The organism is Ectopseudomonas oleovorans, assembly GCF_003052605.1.
Taxonomy (GTDB): Bacteria; Pseudomonadota; Gammaproteobacteria; order Pseudomonadales; family Pseudomonadaceae; genus Aquipseudomonas; species Aquipseudomonas oleovorans_A.
The window spans coordinates 18,437-36,694 of sequence record NZ_QASO01000040.1 but is presented as its reverse complement, the minus strand read 5'-3'; the positions used below and the strand labels follow the sequence as shown (position 1 = coordinate 36,694).

The window sequence follows — 18,258 nt, the reverse complement described above, 5'->3', positions numbered from 1 at the left end:
GCACGCACCTGGGCGGCCTGGCAGGGCGCCAAGATAGTGGGCTTGTATTAGATAGTCTAAGAATGTTTGGAAAGGTTTATATGCCTTTTCGATTTAATGGATAAGGCGTACGGCTTGGGTGGCTGGCGCGTTATCCATCTACCTGAGCTGACCGGCCGGGTAGGGCTGGGGCAACCCGCCGTCAGCGATGGTGGGTAATCGGGTATTGGTGCGCGCGGCGCACCCTACGCTCAGGTGACCATTCATCTCTACGACGAGCAACTGATTTCCAGGTGCTTGCCCCATTCCGGCGGGCGCTCGGCATAGCGCTCCTTGCCCGGCTGCTCGTCGAATGGCCGGGAGAGCACCGCATGCAGTTCGCGCACCGGGCCATAGTCGCCGGCTTCCGCCGCCTCGATGGCCTGCTGTGCCAGGTAGTTGCGCAGGATGTACCTGGGGTTGACCGAATGCATGCGTGCCTGGCGTTCGGCCTGCTCGCCGCCCTCACGCTCGCAGCGCGCCAGGTAGGCCTGGCCCCAGGTGTCGAAGCCGGCCAGATCGACGAAATCATCGCGTACCACCTTGAGCGCATCGGCAGGCGCCTGCTCGCCAAGGCGGCGGAAGAACAGGCTGTAGTCGGTGGCCTGGCCCTGCTGCATCAGTTGCAGCAGGCGCTGGACCAGCGCTTCGTCCTCGTCCTCGGCGCTGGTGAAGCCCAGGCGCTTGCGCATCAGGTCGAGGTAGTGCGCCTGGTACAGCGGCAGGAACAGATCCAGCGCCTCGCGCAGTTTCTCCACGGCTGCGAATGGCGTCATGGCCTGAGCCAGGGCCGCCAGGTTCCAATGGGCGATCGGCACCTGGTTGCTGAAGCTGTAGCGCCCTGTGTCGTCGGAGTGATTGCAGATGTGATTGGCGTCGAAGTCGTCGAGGAAGGCGTAGGGACCGTAGTCGAAGGTGATACCGAGAATCGACATGTTGTCGGTGTTCATCACCCCATGACAGAAGCCGTAGGCCTGCCAGTGGGCGATCATCGCAGCGGTGCGTTCGATCACCTCGCGCAGCAGGGCCAGCCAGGGCTGCTCCTGCTCCAGGCAGTGGGGGAAATGGCAGGCCATGACGTGTTCACCGAGGGTTTTCAGGTGTTCGTGCTGGCGCGTGTAGTAGAAGTACTCGAAATGGCCGAAGCGCACATGACTTTGCGCCAGGCGCAGCACCATCGCCGCGCTTTCCCTTTTCTCGCGCCAGACCGGGGTGTCGGAGCCGGTGACGCACAGTGCGCGTGAGCTGGGGATGCCGAGGGCATGCAGATGTTCGCTGGCGAGAAATTCGCGGATCGATGAGCGCAACACTGCACGGCCGTCACCCATGCGCGAATAGGGCGTCATGCCGGCGCCTTTGAGGTGCAGGTCCCAGTGCTCGCCAGCCTGGTTGAGCACTTCGCCGAGCAGCAGGCCGCGACCGTCGCCCAGGCGCGGGGTGTAGCCACCGAACTGGTGGCCGGAGTAGACCATCGCGCGCGGCTCTGCCTGTTCCCACAGCTTGTGTCCGGCAAACAGTTCGGCGAACTCGGGGCGCTGTGCCTCGGCGGGCTGCAGGTCGAGCAGGGCCATGGCCGACGCACTGGCCACCACCAGGCGTGGTTGCTCGATGGGCTCGGGCAGTACCTCGGTGGAGAAGGCGTCGCCAAGGCGGGCGAAACGGTTGTCGAAGGTCAGCTGGTCGAGATTTTTCACCGGGGCTCCTGGCGCTCAGGGCGCTGCGGGCGGTTTGGGTGCTTGCTGCACGCTGGCGGCGCCGGCGGCCGCGGCCTGGGCCAGATCCTTCTGATCGAGTTTCTGCTCGCCGTGCTGCAGGTTCTTCACGTACACCTCGACCTGGCGGAAGGCGATGTTGATGCCGTTCTTCGGGAACTCACGGTCGATGAAACGGTTGATCTCGTCGGTCGCCGGGTTGCGGTCGCCGAGGTCGCGCACATGGATGCGCAGTTCGTGGTCGAGCGTGCTCTCGCCGAAGTTGAGGAAGTAGACGATGGGCGCCGGCTCCTTGAGCACTCGCGGATTTTCCTGCGCGGCCTGCAGCAGCAGCTTGCGCACCAGGTCGAGGTCCGAACCATAACCGACACCCACCTTGAGGGTGACGCGGGTGACCGTGTCGGTCAGCGACCAGTTGATCAGCTGACCGGTGATGAAGGTCTTGTTCGGAACGATGATTTCCTTGTGATCGAAATCGGTGATGGTGGTGGCGCGGATACGGATCTTGCTCACCGTGCCGGAGAGATTGCCGATGGTCACCACGTCACCGATGCGCACCGGGCGCTCGAACAGGATGATCAGGCCGGAAATGAAGTTGGCGAAGATCTCCTGCAGGCCGAAACCCAGGCCGACCGACAGCGCCGCCACCAGCCACTGCAATTTGTCCCAGCTTACGCCAAGGGTGGACAGCGTGCTGACGATGCCGATAGCGACCAATGCATAGGACAGCAGGGTCGTTGTGGCGTAGGCGCTGCCCTGTGCCAGGCGCATGCGCGACAGCACCAGCACTTCGAGCAGGCCCGGCAGGTTGCGCGCCAGCGCCACGGTGATGGCGACGATGATCAGCGCGCCGATCACGTCCATCAGACTGATCGGCACCAGGGCCGCGTTATCCCCGGTGCCGCTGCTGTATTCGTAGAGGTTGATGGTGTCGAGGTAGGTGAACACGCCGATCAGATCGGCCCAGACCGCGTACAGGCAGACCAGGAAACCGCCGAGCAGGGCCAGGCGGATCAGGCGCAGGGACTGCTGGTTGACCTGCTCGATATCCAGGGTCGGCTCTTCCAGCGGTGCTTCGCCGTCCAGGCTTTCCTTGCTCTGTGCCTGGCGTTTGGCCAGGGCGCGCTGGTAGGCCAGGCGCCGTGCCGCCACGCTCAGACCGCGTACCAGGGTGGCCTCGACGATCAGCAGGATGATCAGCAGGTAGAGGGTATCGATCAGCCGGTCGGTGAGCTTGAGCGCGGTGTAGTAATAGCCGAAGGCGACCGCGCCGATCAGCGCCAGTGGCAGCAGGTTGAACAGCACGCCGAGGGCGGTGCGCAGCCCCGAAGCGTTCTCGCGCAATGGTGCGTTGAACAGCAGGTGGAACAGCAGCCAGGCCATCAGGGCGTAGCAGGTGATCACCACGACGATGCCGATCACATCGCCTGCCAGGCTCGCCGGCTGGTGCTCGGCGATGCTCACCACGGCCACCAAGGCCATCACCACCAGACCCAGGCGACGTAGGTGCTGGCGGAAGAAGGTGACGTTGGCGGGTGGCCAGTGGAAGTGCAGGACGGCCACGCCATCCGGGGAGAGAATCCGGTGCAGGGTGTAGAACACCAGCCAGGCCTCGGCCATCTCGTAGAGCGCGGCGCCCAGGTAGAGGTTCTGCCCGCGCGCATCATGCAGCAGGGCGTAGCCGCACAGTGCCAGGAACAGCGTTACCGGCAACGCCAGGATGATGTTGAGCCCCAGCGCCATGGGCGTGTGCAGCTGGCTGTCGTGCTTGTAATGACCAATGTCGCCATGCAGCGCGCCGAGCTTGCTGAACAGGTACTGGCGCCGCCAGAGGATCAGGGCGCAAAGCAGAATCAGCGGCAGGAACACCAGCGGGCGCTCGAACAGGCCGGCGCCGAGCTCGCTGATGGCCAGGCCCCAGGGCATGTTGGCCAGTTGCTGCTCGAGACGACGCGGTGCCGATTTCAGCCAGTCCAGATCGAGTGGCTTGTTGCTGGGAATCCAGAACATCTGCTCGTCGATGGTGGCGCGCAGGCTGCTTGCCGTGTTTTCCAGCTCCTTCTGATTGAGCTGCAGCGTGATCGACTCGTTGAGCAGCGCATTCAGCGAGCGGTTGAGGCGATCGAGCAATTCACGCCGGGTATTGAGCTGGTCGCGCAGTGCGCTGCGCAGTGCCGGCGTGACCTCCTCGCTCGGTTGGCCGCTGAGCAGATTGTCCACATAACGGGCGGGGTCGCTGATCTCCTCACGCTGCTTGTTCAGCTCGAACTGGTAGAGGCGAATATCGGCGATCTCGTTGGCGAGTGAGCCCTCTTCGAGTTTCAGCTTCGGTAGCGCTTGCTTCTGCTGGTAGAGCACCCTCGACAGCAGCAGGCTGCCTTGCAGCACCCGGATCTGCTCATCGAGCGCCTGGTTGGCCTGGTTGAGGTTGTCCAGCTGCTGGCGGGTTTGCAGGTTCTGCTCGGTCAGTCCATTGAGGCGATCTGTCGCGCGCAGCAGGTAATCGGAGAGCTTGAGGTTGAGCGTACTTTCCCGGGCCAGCAGTTTGTCCGAGCTGGCGCGCTCGGCCTCACGCGATTGCTCGGCGACGGTCTGTTCCGATTCTGCGCGGCGGCGTTCGTTGATCAGGCTTTGCAGTGCCTGGCGTTCCTGCTCCGCACGATTGATGCGCTCCTCGAACAGGGCCCGCTGTGCGCTGCCGAGGTCCTGCAGCAGGCTGTTGCCGGCCAGTTCCTGGCGGCGCAGCTGGGTTTGCGCCGCGAGCAACGAGAGCTCTGCTGTGAGTTGATTGCGGCGCTCCTGAGTCAACGCCTTGCCATCGAAGCGACCGCTCTTGAGGCCATCGTTGATCAGCTGGCTGCGTGTCTGGTTCTGGCTGATCTCCGCCTGGGCGCGCTCCGGCCGGGTCTGTGCGGTGATCACCAGGCTGTTGGCCTCGATGATTGCCTTGTTCCATTCGCTGAGCTGAGTGGAGCGCTCGCTCAGTAGTTGCTCGAGCTGAGCGAGCGAGGTTCGTGCGTGGCGCTCGGCGATCTGCTGTTCTGGGCTGGCCTTGAGCTTGTCCAGTTCACGCTGTGCTTCGCTGATCAGGCGTGGCGCCTCGTCCAGTTGTTTGCGCAAGTCGTTGAGGCGCTGGTCGGCGGTTTGCCGGTCCCGCAGCATGCGCAGCGTTTGTTCGAGGGTCTGCTTGAGCGCCAGTTGCTCGGCTTCCGGCAGTTTGCGATCAGCCAGGCTGTCCAGGCTCTGCTGCACGCTCTCTGCCGTCGGTGGTTCTTCGGCGAACACGGGTGGGATGCCGATGAACAGGGCAAACAGAACGGCTGCTAGGGAAAGGCGCGACAGATGCATGGTCGATTGATCTACTGAGTGAACGGCAACGATGGAGAATACCTGCGGCACAACGAAGACGCGGGCCCTTGTGGCCCGCGCGTGATGCTGATGCTAGCAGAGTCCTGGCAGGTAGTTTTCAACTGCTTGCTAGAAGTGCAGCCCGGGGCCAGGGCGTGTGCCTTCTGGGAATCTGACGCCGACTTTACGCACCTTGTTCCCCTCCATGGCCGCGACCGTCCAGGTCAGGCCCTGCCATTCCACCTGGTCACCCACTACCGGTTCGCCACCGATTTCGTGAGCGATGAAGCGGCCCAGCGGCTGATTGCCCTCCACCTCATCCAGCTTGAGGCCGTAGAGCGAGGCAACCGCGCTCAGTTCGGCGTCGCCTTCCAGCACGAAATCACCGAAGAAGCGCAGGTCCTGACCCCGCTTGGGTGCCTGGCTGAACAGCTTGCCAAGGGCCGGCAGGTCGTGCTCGTGGCCGATCACGCAGAGCAGATCCCCTGCTTCCAGGCGGGTACTGCCGGAGGGGTGAAGCAGGTCACGGCCACGGAACAGCGCGGCGATGCGGGTGCCCTCGGGCATTTTCAGCTCACGCAGGGCCGCGCCGATGCACCATTTTTCCGCGCCGAGTCGATAGACGAACAGCTCCCACTGGCTGGTCGGGTGTACTTCCAGGCCGGCGCGTGACACGGGGACGGGCTCTGGCGGTACGGTGACGCGCATCAGTTTGGCGGCCAGCGGCAGGCTGGTGCCCTGCAGCAGCAGGGAGATGATCACGATGAAGAACGCCACGTTGAAGAACAGCTGCGCATTGGGCAGGCCGGCCATCAGCGGGAACACCGCGAGGATGATCGGCACGGCGCCGCGCAAGCCAACCCAGGCGATGAAAATTCGCTCGCGGTCATGGAAGGCACGGAATGGCAGCAGGCCGAGGAAGATCGACAGCGGTCGCGCGAAGAGGATCATCCACAGCGCCAGGGCCAGGGCCGGCAGGGCGATGGGCAGCAGCTCGTGCGGCGTGATCAGCAGGCCGAGGACCAGGAACATGCCGATTTGCGCCAGCCAGGTGAGGCCGTCGAGCATGTGCAGAATGCCGTGGCGCGAGCGGATCGGCCGGTTGCCCAGCAACAGCCCGCACAGGTAGATGGCCAGGATGCCGCTGCCGCCCACGGCGGTGGTGATGGCGAAGATGATCAGGCCGCCGCTGACCACCAGTAGCGAGTAGAGACCCGCGGCCAGTTCCATGCGATTGACCAGCTTGAGCAGCAGCCAGCCTCCGCCCAGGCCCAGCAGGGCACCCAGGCCGAATTGCTGCACCAGTTGAATCGGCAGATCCCAGCTGAAGCCGGTCTGGCCGCTCGCGAGCATGGCGATCAGGGAAACGGTGAGGAACACCGCCATCGGGTCGTTGCTACCCGACTCGATTTCCAGCGTGGAGCTGACCCGCTCGTTGAGGCCGCGTCCGCCGAGCAGGGAGAACACCGCAGCAGCATCGGTGGAGCCAACGATGGCGCCGATCAGCAAGCCCTCCAGCAGGGTCAGGTTGAACAGCCAGGCGGCGGCCAGGCCGGTCAGGCCCGCGGTTATCACCACCCCCAACGTCGCCAATGAGAGCGAGGGCCACAGGGCCACGCGGAAGCTGGAAACCCGGGTGCGCATACCGCCGTCGAGCAGGATCACCGCCAGCGCCAGGTTGCCGACCAGGTAGGCCAGGGGATAGTTGTCGAAGACGATGCCGCCGGGGCCATCAGTGCCGGCCAGCATGCCGACACCGAGGAAGATCACCAGAATGGGGATGCCAAAACGCGTCCCGAACGCGCTGACCAGAATACTGACCGCTACCAGCAATGCGCCGATCAAGAACAGATTATTGATGGCGCTGGCATCCAACTGCGCGTACTCCTGGCTGGGAAACGTGGGGCGCCGCTATGCATGGCGCGTGCCAGGGATTCTAACCGTAGCCTTCCTACCGCTGTCAAAAAGGTTATTACATTTTTCTAAATGGCCCCGAAGCGCCCCGCGCGGGTTCGCCCGGGGCCTTTGGCTCAGCGTCAGAACCAGGTGTCCTGCATGCCCAGGCAGGTGTCGTCGCGTGCTTCGAGAATGGCCAGGTCGTGATGGCAGCTTGGCACTTCCCAGGTCAGAAAGTAGCGCGCGGCTTGCAGCTTGCCGCGATAGAAAGCCTGCTCGTCGGCATTGTCCGTGCGGGCCAGGCCCTGCTCGGCGCGAATCGCCTGCTCCAGCCAGCGCCAGCCGATCACCGTATGGCCGAACACCTTCAGGTACAACGCCGAGTTGGCCATGCCCTGGTTGACCTTGCCGCTCATCAGGTCGCCGAGCAGGGCCAGGGTCACCGCCTGCAGGCGCGCCAGCAGTTGTTCCAGCGGTTGGCGCAGGGCGGTGAGCGATTCGTACTCGCTGGCGCGCAGGCAGCAGCCGTTGATCAGCTTGAGCAACTGCTTGAGTGCAGCGCCACCGTTTTGCGACACCTTGCGCCCGAGCAGGTCGAGCGACTGGATGCCGTGGGTGCCTTCGTGGATCGGGTTGAGGCGGTTGTCGCGGTAGTACTGCTCCACCGGGTACTCGCGGGTGTAGCCGTGGCCGCCGAGAATCTGAATGGCCAACTCGTTGGCCTTGAGGCAGAACTCCGACGGCCAGGATTTGACGATGGGCGTGAGCAGGTCGAGCAGTTCCAAGGCGCGGCTGCGCTCTTCGGCGGTTTCCAGAGTGTGGGTGTCGTCGAACAGGCGCGCGGCGTACAGCCCGAGGTCGAAGGCGCCTTCGACGTAGGCCTTCTGCGTCAGCAGCATGCGTCGTACGTCGGCATGCTCGACGATGGGAATCTGCGGGCTGCTCGGATCCTTGCCATCCGGCTGGCGGCCCTGCGGGCGGTTGCGCGCGTAGTCCAGCGAATACAGGTAGCCGGCGTAGCCAAGCATGATCGCCCCCATGCCGACACCGATGCGCGCCTCGTTCATCATCTGGAACATGTAGGACAGCCCGTGGTGCGGCTTGCCCACCAGGTAGCCGACGCACTCGCCGTTGTCGCCGAAATTCAGTGCAGTGGAGGTGGTGCCGCGCCAGCCCATCTTGTGGAACAGGCCGGCCAGAGTCACGTCGTTGCGCGCGCCCAGCGAGCCGTCGTCGCCCACGTGGAACTTGGGCACCAGAAACAGGCTGATGCCCTTAACGCCGGGCGGTGCGTCCGGCAGCTTGGCCAGCACCATGTGCACGATGTTCTCGGAGATCGGCTGGTCGCCGCCGGAGATGAAGATCTTGTTGCCCTTGATCCGGTAGCTGCCGTCGGCATGCGGTTCAGCGCGGGTTCTGATGTCCGATAGCGACGAGCCAGCGTGCGGCTCGGTCAGCGCCATGGTGCCGAAGAAGCGGCCATCGATGATCGGTTGCAGGTAGCGGGCCTTCTGCTCCTCGTTGCCGAAGGCCTCGATCAGGTTGGCCACGCCCATGGTCAGCATCGAGTAGGAGCTGGTGGCGATATTGGCTGACTGGAAATGCGCGAAGCAGGCCTGCGACAGCAGATTGGGCAGTTGCATGCCGCCGTGCTCGAAATCGCGGGTGGCATTGAGGAAGCCCGCTTCATGGAAGGCGCGCAGCGCGGGCTCGACCTCGGGGATCAGCACCGCGCCGCCGTCGACGTACTGCGGCTCGTGTTCGTCGTTCTTGCGGTTGTGCGGGGCGAACAGCTCTTCGGCAATGCCACGCGCGGTGTTGATCGCCGCGTCGAAGGTCTCGCGGTTGTGATCGGCGAAGCGCGGACGCTGGGTCAGGGCTTCGGCGTCGAGCACCTCATAGAGTTCGAACGCCAGGTTGCGGGAGCTGAGCAGTGTCTCGGACATGGAACGGGCCTCCAGATGATCAATCGAGTCTAGGCAGTCTGCCGCCTGACTGCCCAGCATCATCATTGGCCGTGATAGTCATTCGTTGGCCGATATGAGTAGGGCGGGTGCAACCCGCCACTCCGGTAGTGGCGGTTTGCACCCGTCCTACGGCATCAGTTGACCGTCATACCGCGAATGCGGGAACCCAGGAAATTGGCGGGGCCTGGGCGGGAGTGGCAGTTGTCATATCGAGCAACCGAGGCCCTGGGCCAGCTCACGGGTCAGCTCGGCTGCAGGCATGGGCCGACAACGCGCGACATTCTGCCCGGCCCAGAGCGGTGAAAAGTCGCCGCTGCCCTGCGCTTCGGCCGCCGCGCGCAACGGTGCGATGGCCGCAGTGGCCAGGGGGAAGGCGGGCGCCTGCGTGCTCAGCGGCCCCAGCTCGCGCATCAGGCGATTGACGATGCCGCGCGCCGGGCGCCCACTGAACAGGTTGGTCAGCGCCGTGTGGCGCGCCGCCGGGCTCTGCAGCGCCGCGCGGTGCAGGACGCTGGTCGTGGCTTCCGGGCACAGTAAATAAGCGCTACCAACCTGCACACCTGCTGCGCCTAGGGCCATGGCAGCGGCCACGCCACGGGCATCGCTGATGCCGCCGGCGGCGATCACCGGCACCGACAGTGCATCCACCAGCTGCGGTAACAGGGCGAAGGTGCCGAGCTGGCGGCTCAGGTCGAAATCGAGAAAGTGCCCGCGATGGCCGCCGGCTTCCAGTCCTTGGGCGATCACCGCATCGACGCCACGTTCCTGTAGCCACAGCGCTTCGTCCAGGGTGGTGGCGCTGGAGAGGATCTTCGCCCCGCTGCGGCGTACTCGCTCCAGCAGGTCCGGCTGCGGCAGGCCAAAGTGGAAACTGACCACAGCAGGGCGGAACTCCTCCACCAGTGCGGCCGCTTCGTCGTTGAACGGCAGGCGCCCAGGCCCGCTGGCAATGCTCGCCGGGTTCACGCCCAGCTCGTCATAGTAGGGCGCCAGCGCTTCGCGCCAGCCAGCCTCGCGGGCCGCGTCCGGCTCGGGCGGCACATGGCTGAAGAAGTTGAGGTTGAACGGCCTCTCGGTCAGCTCGCGCATCGCCTGCAGCTCCTGGCGCAGGGCGGCAGACGTGAGCATCGCGCAGGGAATCGAGCCGAGGCCGCCGGCCTGGCACACGGCGGCGGCCAGGCGATGATCCTGCGAGCCGGCCATCGGCGCCTGGATCAGGGGAAGTTCGCTGCCGAGCAGCTTTTGCAGGGGCATGGCGGGGTTCTCGCTGTCCGTGGAGGAGCAGGCAGCCTAGGCCTTGAAGGTGCAATGGAGCAAGTCACGATGCGAGTCGTCAGCGGCCTGTTAAACTGCGCGCCTGATTCGAGGACTCCCGCATGAACTACCGCCACGCCTTCCATGCCGGCAACCACGCCGATGTGTTCAAGCACCTGGTGCTGACCCGCCTGATCGCCCTACTGTCGCGCAAGGAGGCGCCCTTCGCCTACCTCGACAGCCACGCTGGCATTGGCCTCTACGACCTGCGAGGCGACCAGGCCAGCCGTACTGGCGAATATCAGGACGGCATCGCTCGTCTGTGGCAGGCCACGCAGCTGCCGGATGCGGTGGAAGCCTATCTGGAGGTGGTGCGGGCGATGAACCCCGATGGTGAGCCGCGCTATTACCCCGGCTCGCCGGAGCTGGCGCGCCTGCTCAGTCGCAAGCAGGATCGCCTGCAGCTTAACGAGAAGCATCCCGAGGACGGCCGCCTGCTCAAGGACAACATGCGCGGCGATCGCCGCGTCGCTGTGCACCTGGGCGAGGGCTGGCTGGTGCCTCGAGCGCTGATGCCGACGCGAGAGAAACGCGTGCTGCTGCTGATCGACCCGCCGTTCGAGAAGGGCGATGAGCTGCAGCGCTGCGTCGAGGCTTTGAACGAAGCGCACGGGCGTATGCGCCAGGCCATCGTGGCGATCTGGTACCCGATCAAGGACGAGCGCCAGTTGGCGCGCTTTTATCGTGACCTGAGCAAGAGCGCCGCGCCCAAGCTGCTGCGCGCTGAGCTTTACGTGCACGCGCCGGACGACGCCACGCGCCTGAGCGGCTCGGGCCTGGTGATCAGCAATCCGCCATGGGGCCTGGAAAATGAGCTCAAGCAGCAGCTGCTGCCCTGGCTGGCCGATGTGCTTGGCCAGAGCCAGGGCGGCTGGCGCCTGGATTGGCTGATAGAGGAAGCGCCAAGCGGCAAGTCATAAGCGCATAGCACGGATGAAATCCTGGAGCCGCGGCCACCGATCCGCGGATTGCAGCCGGGCTACAAGGGGCTCAAGCGGGCTTGTGGTTGGGCTCGATGTGGTAGTTGAGGTTGCGCCGCGGGCTGAGGTACTCCAGAACCTCCAGCGGTAGCTGCGCGGGGCGCAGGCTGCGGGCGATGGCGAGCTTCGGCTCCTGGCCGAGATCGACGATCAGGGCTTCCTGCTTGGGAATGTCGGCGTCGTAGAGAATCAGCGTCGGCTTCAACGCCTGAGTCGGGTCCATGCCCAGCACCAGCGCATAGCGCTCATCGTCCAGTTGCACCAGGCTGCAGCGTCTTGCGCAGCAGCACAAGGGACATCTGCGCCGATGCCTGACTCGATACCTGGCTGGAAATGCTGCTCAGCTCCACGACCCGTTACCCGTGCTCAAGATTCAGGGGGTAGACATACGCCTGTTCCGCCGAGGCCGCAATAGCCGCCCGGATTCTTCGCCAGGTATTGCTGGTGATAGGTCTCGGCGTAGTAGAAGGTCGGTGCCTCGGTGATTTCAGTGGTGATGCTGCCCACTCCGGCCTTGTCCAGCTCAGCCTGGAAGCGTGCCTGGCTGGCTTTGGCGGCGCTCAGCTGCTCCTCGTCCTGGCAGTAGATCGCCGAGCGGTACTGGGTGCCCTGGTCGTTGCCCTGGCGCATGCCTTGGGTCGGGTTGTGCGCTTCCCAGAACACCTTGAGCAGCGCTTCGAAGCTGGTCTGCTGCGGATCGAACACGACCAGTACCACTTCGGTGTGTCCGGTCAGGCCCGAGCAGACCTCCTCGTAGGTGGGGTTGGGTGTGAGGCCACCGGCATAGCCGACCGCCGTGCTGAACACGCCAGGCTGTTGCCAGAAGCGCCGCTCGGCACCCCAGAAACAGCCCAGACCGAACACCGCCTGTTGCAGGCCGGCGGGGAAGGGCGCTTTGATTGGGTTGCCGTTGACGTAATGAGTGTCCGCTACTGGCATCGCCTCTGTACGGCCGGGCAAGGCCTGCTCGGCAGTCGGCAATGCATGTTTGTTTACGAGAATCTGGGAACGCAGAACCATGGCGGTCTCCTGAAAGTGAGTAGGTCGTGGACTATGCGCAGGGCGGTGTATTACGTCCGTTGGTCGGCCTGTGGCCGGCAGGGGTAGCGGCGCAGGCTGTCGATCAGTTCGCGGCCAGGAATCGGCTTGTCGAACAGGTAGCCTTGGCCGACGTCGCATTGCTGGCGGCGCAGGAAACCGAGCTGGGCGCCAGTTTCGATGCCTTCTGCGACCACCTTGAGTTTGAGGTTGTGGGCCATGGCAATCACCGCTGAGGTGATCTCCATGTCGTCCTGATTGTCGGGAATGTCCTTGATGAAGCTGCGATCGATCTTGATCACGTCGATGGGGAATTTCTTCAGGTAGCTGAGCGAGGAATAACCGGTGCCGAAGTCGTCCATGGCCAGGGTCAGGCCCAGGCTCTTGAGACGGCCGAGCTGGTGGCGGGTGTCCTCGGTGGCTTCCAGCAGCAGGCTCTCGGTCAGTTCCAGTTCCAGCAGGCGCGGGTCGAGCTGTTCTTCATGCAGGATGGCGGCGATCGAGCCGACCAGATCGGGGTCGGAGAACTGCTTGGGTGACAGGTTGATCGCCACCTGCAGTTCGCCCATGCCGATGGCGGCGATCTGCTTGCTCATGCGGCAGGCCTGGCGCACTACCCACTTGCCGATGGGAATGATCAGGCCGGTTTCCTCGGCGACGCTGATGAACTGGTCAGGGCGGATCATGCCCTTCTCCGGATGGTGCCAGCGCAGCAGCGCTTCCAGACCCAGCAACTGGCCGTTTTTCAGGCACAGCTTGGGCTGGTAGAACACCTCCAGTTCACTCTGGGTCAAGGCTCGGCGCAGGTTGTTCTCGACGAACAGCTTGTAGTTGGCCTCGGCATTGAGCTCTTCGGTGAACAGCTGCACCTGATGCTTGCCGTTGGCCTTGGCCTTGTGCAGGGCAAGGCCGGCGTGCTTCATCAGTGTCTGCGGGTCGTCGCCGTGTTCCGGGGCCAGAGCCAGGCCAAGCGAGCCGGTGATGCTGATCAACTGGTTATCGACGAACAGCGGCTTGTCCAGGGTCTGCAGCACCTGATGAGCGACGCGCAGGCCGCTGTCCTGATCGAAACCGTCGAGCAGGATGGCGAACTCGTTGCTGGCGAAGCGTGCCAGTGTGCCCTTGGCGCCGAGGCTGTTGCGCAGGCGCCGGGCCAGGGCCGAGAGCAGCTTGTCGCCGGTCTGGTGGCCGAGGCTGTCGTTGATCCGCTTGAAGTTGTCGATGTCCACCAGCAGCAGCCCGAGCGACTGAACATTGCGGGCGAAACGCTCTTCAAGGCCGCGGATGAACGACGGGCGATTGCCCAGGTTGGTCAGGTTGTCGGTATAGGCCAGGCGTTCGATGCGCTGCTGTGCCAGCTTGGCTTCGGTGACGTCTTCGTAGATGCCGATGTAGTGGGTCAGTTCGCCATCGTCGCCATACACCTTGGAGATCGACAGATGGCCCCAGTAGGGGTCCAGGTTCTTGCGTCGGCTGCGGAACTCGCCTTGCCAGCTGCTGTGCTCGGCCAGGCTCGAGCCGGCATCGAACAGCAGGTCGCTGAGGTTGTTCAGCGCCGGCAGCTCGGACAGACGGTGGCCGCAGACCTCGTCGCTGCTGTACAGGGTGATGGCCGTGAAGCTGGGGTTGACGTACTCCACCCGGCCGTCGCGGTCGACCAGCAGAAAGGCGCTGGCGCTCTGTTCGACCGCGCGCTGGAACAGATGCAGGGCGCTGGTGGCGCTACGTTTCTGCTGGTTGATCAGCACCTGGGCGAACTGAGCGGCCAACTCGCCGGCGAAGGCGATCTCGTCGGCCTGCCAGGTGCGTAGGCCGCCGATATGTTCCAGGCAGAGCACGCCGACCACTTCGCCTTCGATGCGTATGTTGGCGTCGAGCATCGAGCGGATATCCAGCGGCTGCAGGTAGCTGGCGGCCAGTTCGCAGGTGCGCGGATCCTGCAGGGCGTCGTGTGCGTCGATGGCGCGGCCGCTGTGCAGTGCTTGCAGATACTGCGGGAAATTACGTGCGTTTATCGACGGTAGTTGTTCGTGGCGGTCCAGGTCGCGGCGGTACAGCGACACGGAATCCAGGTGATGACCGCCCAGCTTCCAGATGCCGGCGCGAGCGACACCATAGACCTCGCAGGCGGCCTGGGTGATCAGTTCGGCCGCTTCCTGCTGAGGGTCGCTGGAGGTGTAGCGCTGGCGCGCCAGACGCACGATCAGCTGCTGCTGGGTATGTGAACGGGCGAGGTGTTGCAGGTGGTCATTCTGGGTGCGCTGATATTGCTGCAGCGAGCTGCGCAGTTGCTGATTCTGCGTGTACAGCTCTTGTTCGGCAGGGGCGAACTGATCGAGGCTCTCGTCCGCTACCAGCAGATAGCCGCGCAGCAACTGGCGGTTGCGCTGTTTGAAGGGTTCGCCCATCTCCAGCAGGGTCAGAGCACCTTGCGGGGTATGCAGGGTGTAGCGCACCAGGTAATGCGGGCTTTGCAGCAGTTGCTGCTGGATGGCGTCGTGCAGGTGATAGCGCGCTTCGGGTTCCATCAGGCTGGCGTAGGGGGCGTCCACCAGTGCACAGAGATCGCTGGCGCTGATACCTAGCTGGCGTTCACAGGCCGGGTCGAGAAACAGCAGTGCCCAGCTTGGCTCGTTCAAGCGCTCGAAACGCAGCATGCCGAGCCGCGAGGGCACTGGCAACTGCGTCACAACCTCGGCTGCCGAGCGTGCGCTGGCATCGGGATGGCTTTTCATTGGGCGGTGGGCTTCCAGTATGCTGACCAGGCGAGGCATCCGTTCTCAGTACAGGGCCGCTGCCGCCAGAGGGCGCAGCGGCACGGACGGAGACTGAGGCTCAGGCCTACTTCACTATAGCGTTCGGCAAGGGTGCATCATGCAAGCGAGACTGACAAGAAAACTGATGGCCGTGCTCCTGGGGGCGGTGCTGGCTTGCGTGCTACCCGGCATCGCCAGCGCTGACGACAAGGCGTTGCTGCAGGGCGCCGAGCAGGCTGCTTATCTGGACGGGCTCAAGCGTCTTTATCTGACCGACAACGAGCGCAATGCGTTGCTCGCGCACAGCACGCCTTGCTGGAAACCTACGCCCTGCGTGCCGGTTATCAGGTTGGCCAGGCGCAACGGGATGATCTCTTGTACCGCTTCGCGGTCGGCAATTCCGGCGAGTTGATCCTGCGTGAAGAGACCCGTGGCGCTCAGGGCACCGCCATCTCGGTGCGCAATCAGCGTATTGCGGTGTTCGGTATCGATCCGTTCATCCGCTACGAGTGTCCGACCGGCGGTATTCGTTGCGTGCTGTTCAACCCGCTCGATGACACGCCGTTGCTGAGCATTCTGCGTGATCACAAGGGCGCGGGTGAGCTGGCCAAGGCGCTGAGCTTTCTGATTCGCAACGTGCAGAAGGGCTGATTTGCCCCGCTCACAGGTTCAGCAGAAACATGGCCTTGGCCAGGAACAGAATGACCAACATGTGCAGCAGCACGCTCAGGTGAATACGGCGCGAGCGTGGCGCGGTCATGCGGCCGTTGCGCATCAGGAACACCACCAGCAGAAAATGCCCGAGGATGCTCAGCGCCAGGATGATTTTCAGGCTGAGCAGAATGCCGAAGCTGCTGGCCAGTGGCGCATGCAGGGCTGCGCGGTAGTGCCAGGCCAGGCCCAGGCCGGCGGCGTAGAGCACCAGTATGACCCAATGCATGACCTGCCTGGCGCGCTGACCCAGCGCGCGTGAGAAGCCGGCCTTGGTTGCATCCGGCAGTGCCTGTGTGGCACGGCTGAGAATCATCACTTCGAAGAAAACGCCACCGATGAAGAATGCGGCTGCAGTCAGGTGGGCGAATTTGAGCAATAGATAGAGCATGAGGCGCGCACCGGATCGAGATCGATGCAACGATCATGGCGCTTGCTGCGTTCAGCGCCATGATCAGGATCAAGCCGGCCCTGATTCGTGCAGGCAAAAAGAACCCCGCCTGGATGGGCGGGGTTGAGGGTGCGAGCGTGGCGTGCTCGAAACGGTTTACAGCAGGATGGTGCGGATGTCGGCCAGCAGCTGCGACAGGCGCTGCGTGAAGCGGGCAGCGGCTGCGCCATTGATCACCCGGTGATCGTAGGACAGCGACAGCGGCAGCATCAGCTTGGGCTGGAAGGCCTTGCCATCCCACACCGGCTGCATGGTTGCCTTGCTGACACCGAGGATCGCCACTTCCGGCGCGTTGACGATCGGCGTGAAGCCGGTGCCGCCAATGTGGCCGAGGCTGGAGATGGTGAAGCAGGCGCCCTGCATGTCGTCAGCTGAAAGCTTCTTGGTGCGCGCTTTTTCCGCCAGGGCGGCGGCTTCGCCAGCCAGTTGCAGCAGGCTCTTCTGGTCGACGTTCTTGATCACCGGCACCAGCAGGCCGTCCGGCGTATCGACGGCGAAGCCGATATGCACGTACTTCTTGCGGATGATCGCCTTGCCGCTCGGCGCCAGCGAACTGTTGAAGTCCGGCAGTTCCTTGAGCAGGTGGGCGCAGGCCTTGAGCAGCAGCGGCAGTACGGTCAGCTTGACGCCGGCCTTTTCCGCCACGGCCTTTTGCGCGACGCGGAAGGCTTCCAGGTCGGTGATATCGGCCGAATCGAACTGGGTCACGTGCGGTACGTTGAGCCAGCTGCGGTGCAGGTTGGCAGCGCCGACCTGCATCAGGCGGGTCATCGGTACTTCTTCGATTTCACCGAACTTGCTGAAGTCCACGGTCGGGATCGGCGGGATGCCGGCGCCGCCGGTAGCAGCTGCAGCAGGCGCCTGCGGTGCGGCCTTGGCCTTGTGCATCATGGCCTTGACGTATACCTGCACGTCTTCCTTGAGAATGCGGCCTTTCGGGCCGGTGCCGGTGATATCAGTCAGCTCCACACCAAAATCGCGGGCCAGCTGACGCACGGCTGGGCCGGCGTGCACCTTGGCGCTGCTGCGCTTGGGTGCATTGGCCGGGTCGGCAGCTGCAGCCGACAGCGAGGCGATGGCGCGTACTTCTGCGGCCACTTCCGGTGCGGCTCCTTCCGGAACGCGGTGCACTTGCTGACTGGCTTGTGCCGGAGCAGCCTGAGCTGCGTCAGCGACCTTGAGCTTGAGGATCAGATCGCCAGTACCGATTTCGTCATCCAGCTTGACCAGCACCTGTTCCACCACGCCGGCAGCCGGCGAGGGGATTTCCATGGAGGCCTTGTCGGACTCCAGGGTCAGCAGGCTCTGGTCGGCTTCGATGCTGTCGCCGGCCTTGACCATGATCTCGATGACCTTGCCCTTGGCGCTGGAGCCGATGTCCGGCACGCGCACGTCCTGCACGCTGCTGCCGCTCGCTGCGGCGGCCGGTGCAGGGGCTGCGGCGGGTGCGGCAGCTTGCGCCGGCGCGGCCGCCGGAGCCGAGGCCGCCGGAGCAGCTCCTTCGACTTTCAGCTTGAGGATCAGGTCGCCAGTGCCGATTTCATCATCCAGCTTGACCAGCACTTGCTCCACCACGCCGGCAGCCGGCGAGGGGATTTCCATGGAGGCCTTGTCGGACTCCAGGGTGATCAGCGACTGGTCGGCTTCAATCGTGTCGCCGGCCTTGACCATGACTTCGATGACCTTGACCTTGCCGTCGGTGCCGATATCCGGCACGTGCACGTCCTGCACGCTGCTGCCGGTGGCAGCAGCGGCGGGCGCGGCTGCCGGAGCGGCCGCTTTAGGGGCTTCGGCAGGGGCGGCTGCGGCTTTCGGCGCAGGCGCCGCTTGCGCAGCACCTTCGACTTCCAGCACCAGCAGCTCGTCGCCTTCCTTCAGGCGGTCACCGATCTTGACCTTGATTTCCTTGATCACGCCGGCCTTGGGCGAGGGCACTTCCATGGAGGCCTTGTCGGACTCCAGGGTCAGTACGCTCTGGTCGGCTTCGATACGGTCGCCGACCTTGACCAGCAGTTCAATCACCTCGCCTTCACCGCCGAGGTCGGGTACGCGAATCAACTCACTCAT

The 18,258-nt window shown here is 64.2% G+C and carries 11 protein-coding genes and 1 pseudogene; 2 read left to right on the top strand and 10 right to left on the bottom strand.

The window, feature by feature from the left end; translation table 11 throughout:
- Nucleotides 1-248: 248 nt before the first annotated feature.
- From selO to DBO86_RS07695, 5 genes are all read right to left on the bottom strand, one after another.
- Complete coding sequence (gene selO / locus DBO86_RS07715; protein ID WP_108233392.1) at nt 249-1,712, bottom strand: protein adenylyltransferase SelO; 1,464 nt, start codon at nt 1,710-1,712, stop codon at nt 249-251.
- 15 nt (nt 1,713-1,727) lie between these two features.
- Complete coding sequence (gene mscK, locus DBO86_RS07710) at nt 1,728-5,078, bottom strand: mechanosensitive channel MscK (protein WP_108233391.1); 3,351 nt, start codon at nt 5,076-5,078, stop codon at nt 1,728-1,730.
- A gap of 129 nt (nt 5,079-5,207) precedes the next feature.
- A complete protein-coding gene (locus DBO86_RS07705; protein WP_074676365.1) occupies nt 5,208-6,953 on the bottom strand; it encodes a potassium/proton antiporter in 1,746 nt (581 codons plus the stop codon).
- A gap of 161 nt (nt 6,954-7,114) precedes the next feature.
- Nucleotides 7,115-8,920, bottom strand: a complete 1,806-nt coding sequence (locus DBO86_RS07700) for an acyl-CoA dehydrogenase (protein ID WP_108233412.1) — start codon at nt 8,918-8,920, stop codon at nt 7,115-7,117.
- Between the two features lie 225 nt (nt 8,921-9,145).
- Nucleotides 9,146-10,195, bottom strand: coding sequence for an NAD(P)H-dependent flavin oxidoreductase (locus tag DBO86_RS07695; RefSeq protein ID WP_108233390.1), 1,050 nt, complete (start codon nt 10,193-10,195; stop codon nt 9,146-9,148).
- Between the two features lie 122 nt (nt 10,196-10,317).
- Between DBO86_RS07695 and DBO86_RS07690 the strand changes: the two genes are divergently transcribed.
- Nucleotides 10,318-11,175: a 23S rRNA (adenine(2030)-N(6))-methyltransferase RlmJ gene (locus DBO86_RS07690; protein WP_108233389.1), complete on the top strand. Its 858-nt coding sequence runs from the start codon at nt 10,318-10,320 to the stop codon at nt 11,173-11,175.
- 70 nt (nt 11,176-11,245) lie between these two features.
- On the opposite strand, the gene DBO86_RS07685 is transcribed toward DBO86_RS07690, so the two are convergent.
- The 3 genes from DBO86_RS07685 to DBO86_RS07670 all read right to left on the bottom strand — a co-directional run bounded on the left by DBO86_RS07685 (nt 11,246) and on the right by DBO86_RS07670 (nt 15,008).
- A complete protein-coding gene (locus DBO86_RS07685) occupies nt 11,246-11,497 on the bottom strand; it encodes a hypothetical protein (RefSeq protein WP_244185525.1) in 252 nt (83 codons plus the stop codon).
- Between the two features lie 104 nt (nt 11,498-11,601).
- The gene (gene msrA / locus DBO86_RS07675) at nt 11,602-12,255 is read right to left on the bottom strand and encodes a peptide-methionine (S)-S-oxide reductase MsrA (protein ID WP_074855122.1); all 654 of its coding nucleotides are present in this window, start codon (nt 12,253-12,255) and stop codon (nt 11,602-11,604) included.
- A gap of 50 nt (nt 12,256-12,305) precedes the next feature.
- Nucleotides 12,306-15,008 carry a putative bifunctional diguanylate cyclase/phosphodiesterase gene (locus DBO86_RS07670; protein WP_108233411.1) on the bottom strand — a complete coding sequence of 901 codons (2,703 nt, stop codon included), beginning with the start codon at nt 15,006-15,008 and terminating at the stop codon, nt 12,306-12,308.
- Between the two features lie 166 nt (nt 15,009-15,174).
- Here DBO86_RS07670 and DBO86_RS07665 point away from each other — a divergent pair.
- Nucleotides 15,175-15,680: pseudogene (locus tag DBO86_RS07665) on the top strand (hypothetical protein).
- Nucleotides 15,681-15,690: 10 nt separating this feature from the next.
- Here DBO86_RS07665 and DBO86_RS07660 read toward each other — a convergent pair.
- Both DBO86_RS07660 and aceF read right to left on the bottom strand, forming a co-directional pair.
- Nucleotides 15,691-16,131 carry a CopD family copper resistance protein gene (locus tag DBO86_RS07660; protein ID WP_108233388.1) on the bottom strand — a complete coding sequence of 147 codons (441 nt, stop codon included), beginning with the start codon at nt 16,129-16,131 and terminating at the stop codon, nt 15,691-15,693.
- Between the two features lie 156 nt (nt 16,132-16,287).
- Nucleotides 16,288-18,258 carry a dihydrolipoyllysine-residue acetyltransferase gene (gene aceF, locus DBO86_RS07655; protein WP_108233387.1) on the bottom strand — a complete coding sequence of 657 codons (1,971 nt, stop codon included), beginning with the start codon at nt 18,256-18,258 and terminating at the stop codon, nt 16,288-16,290.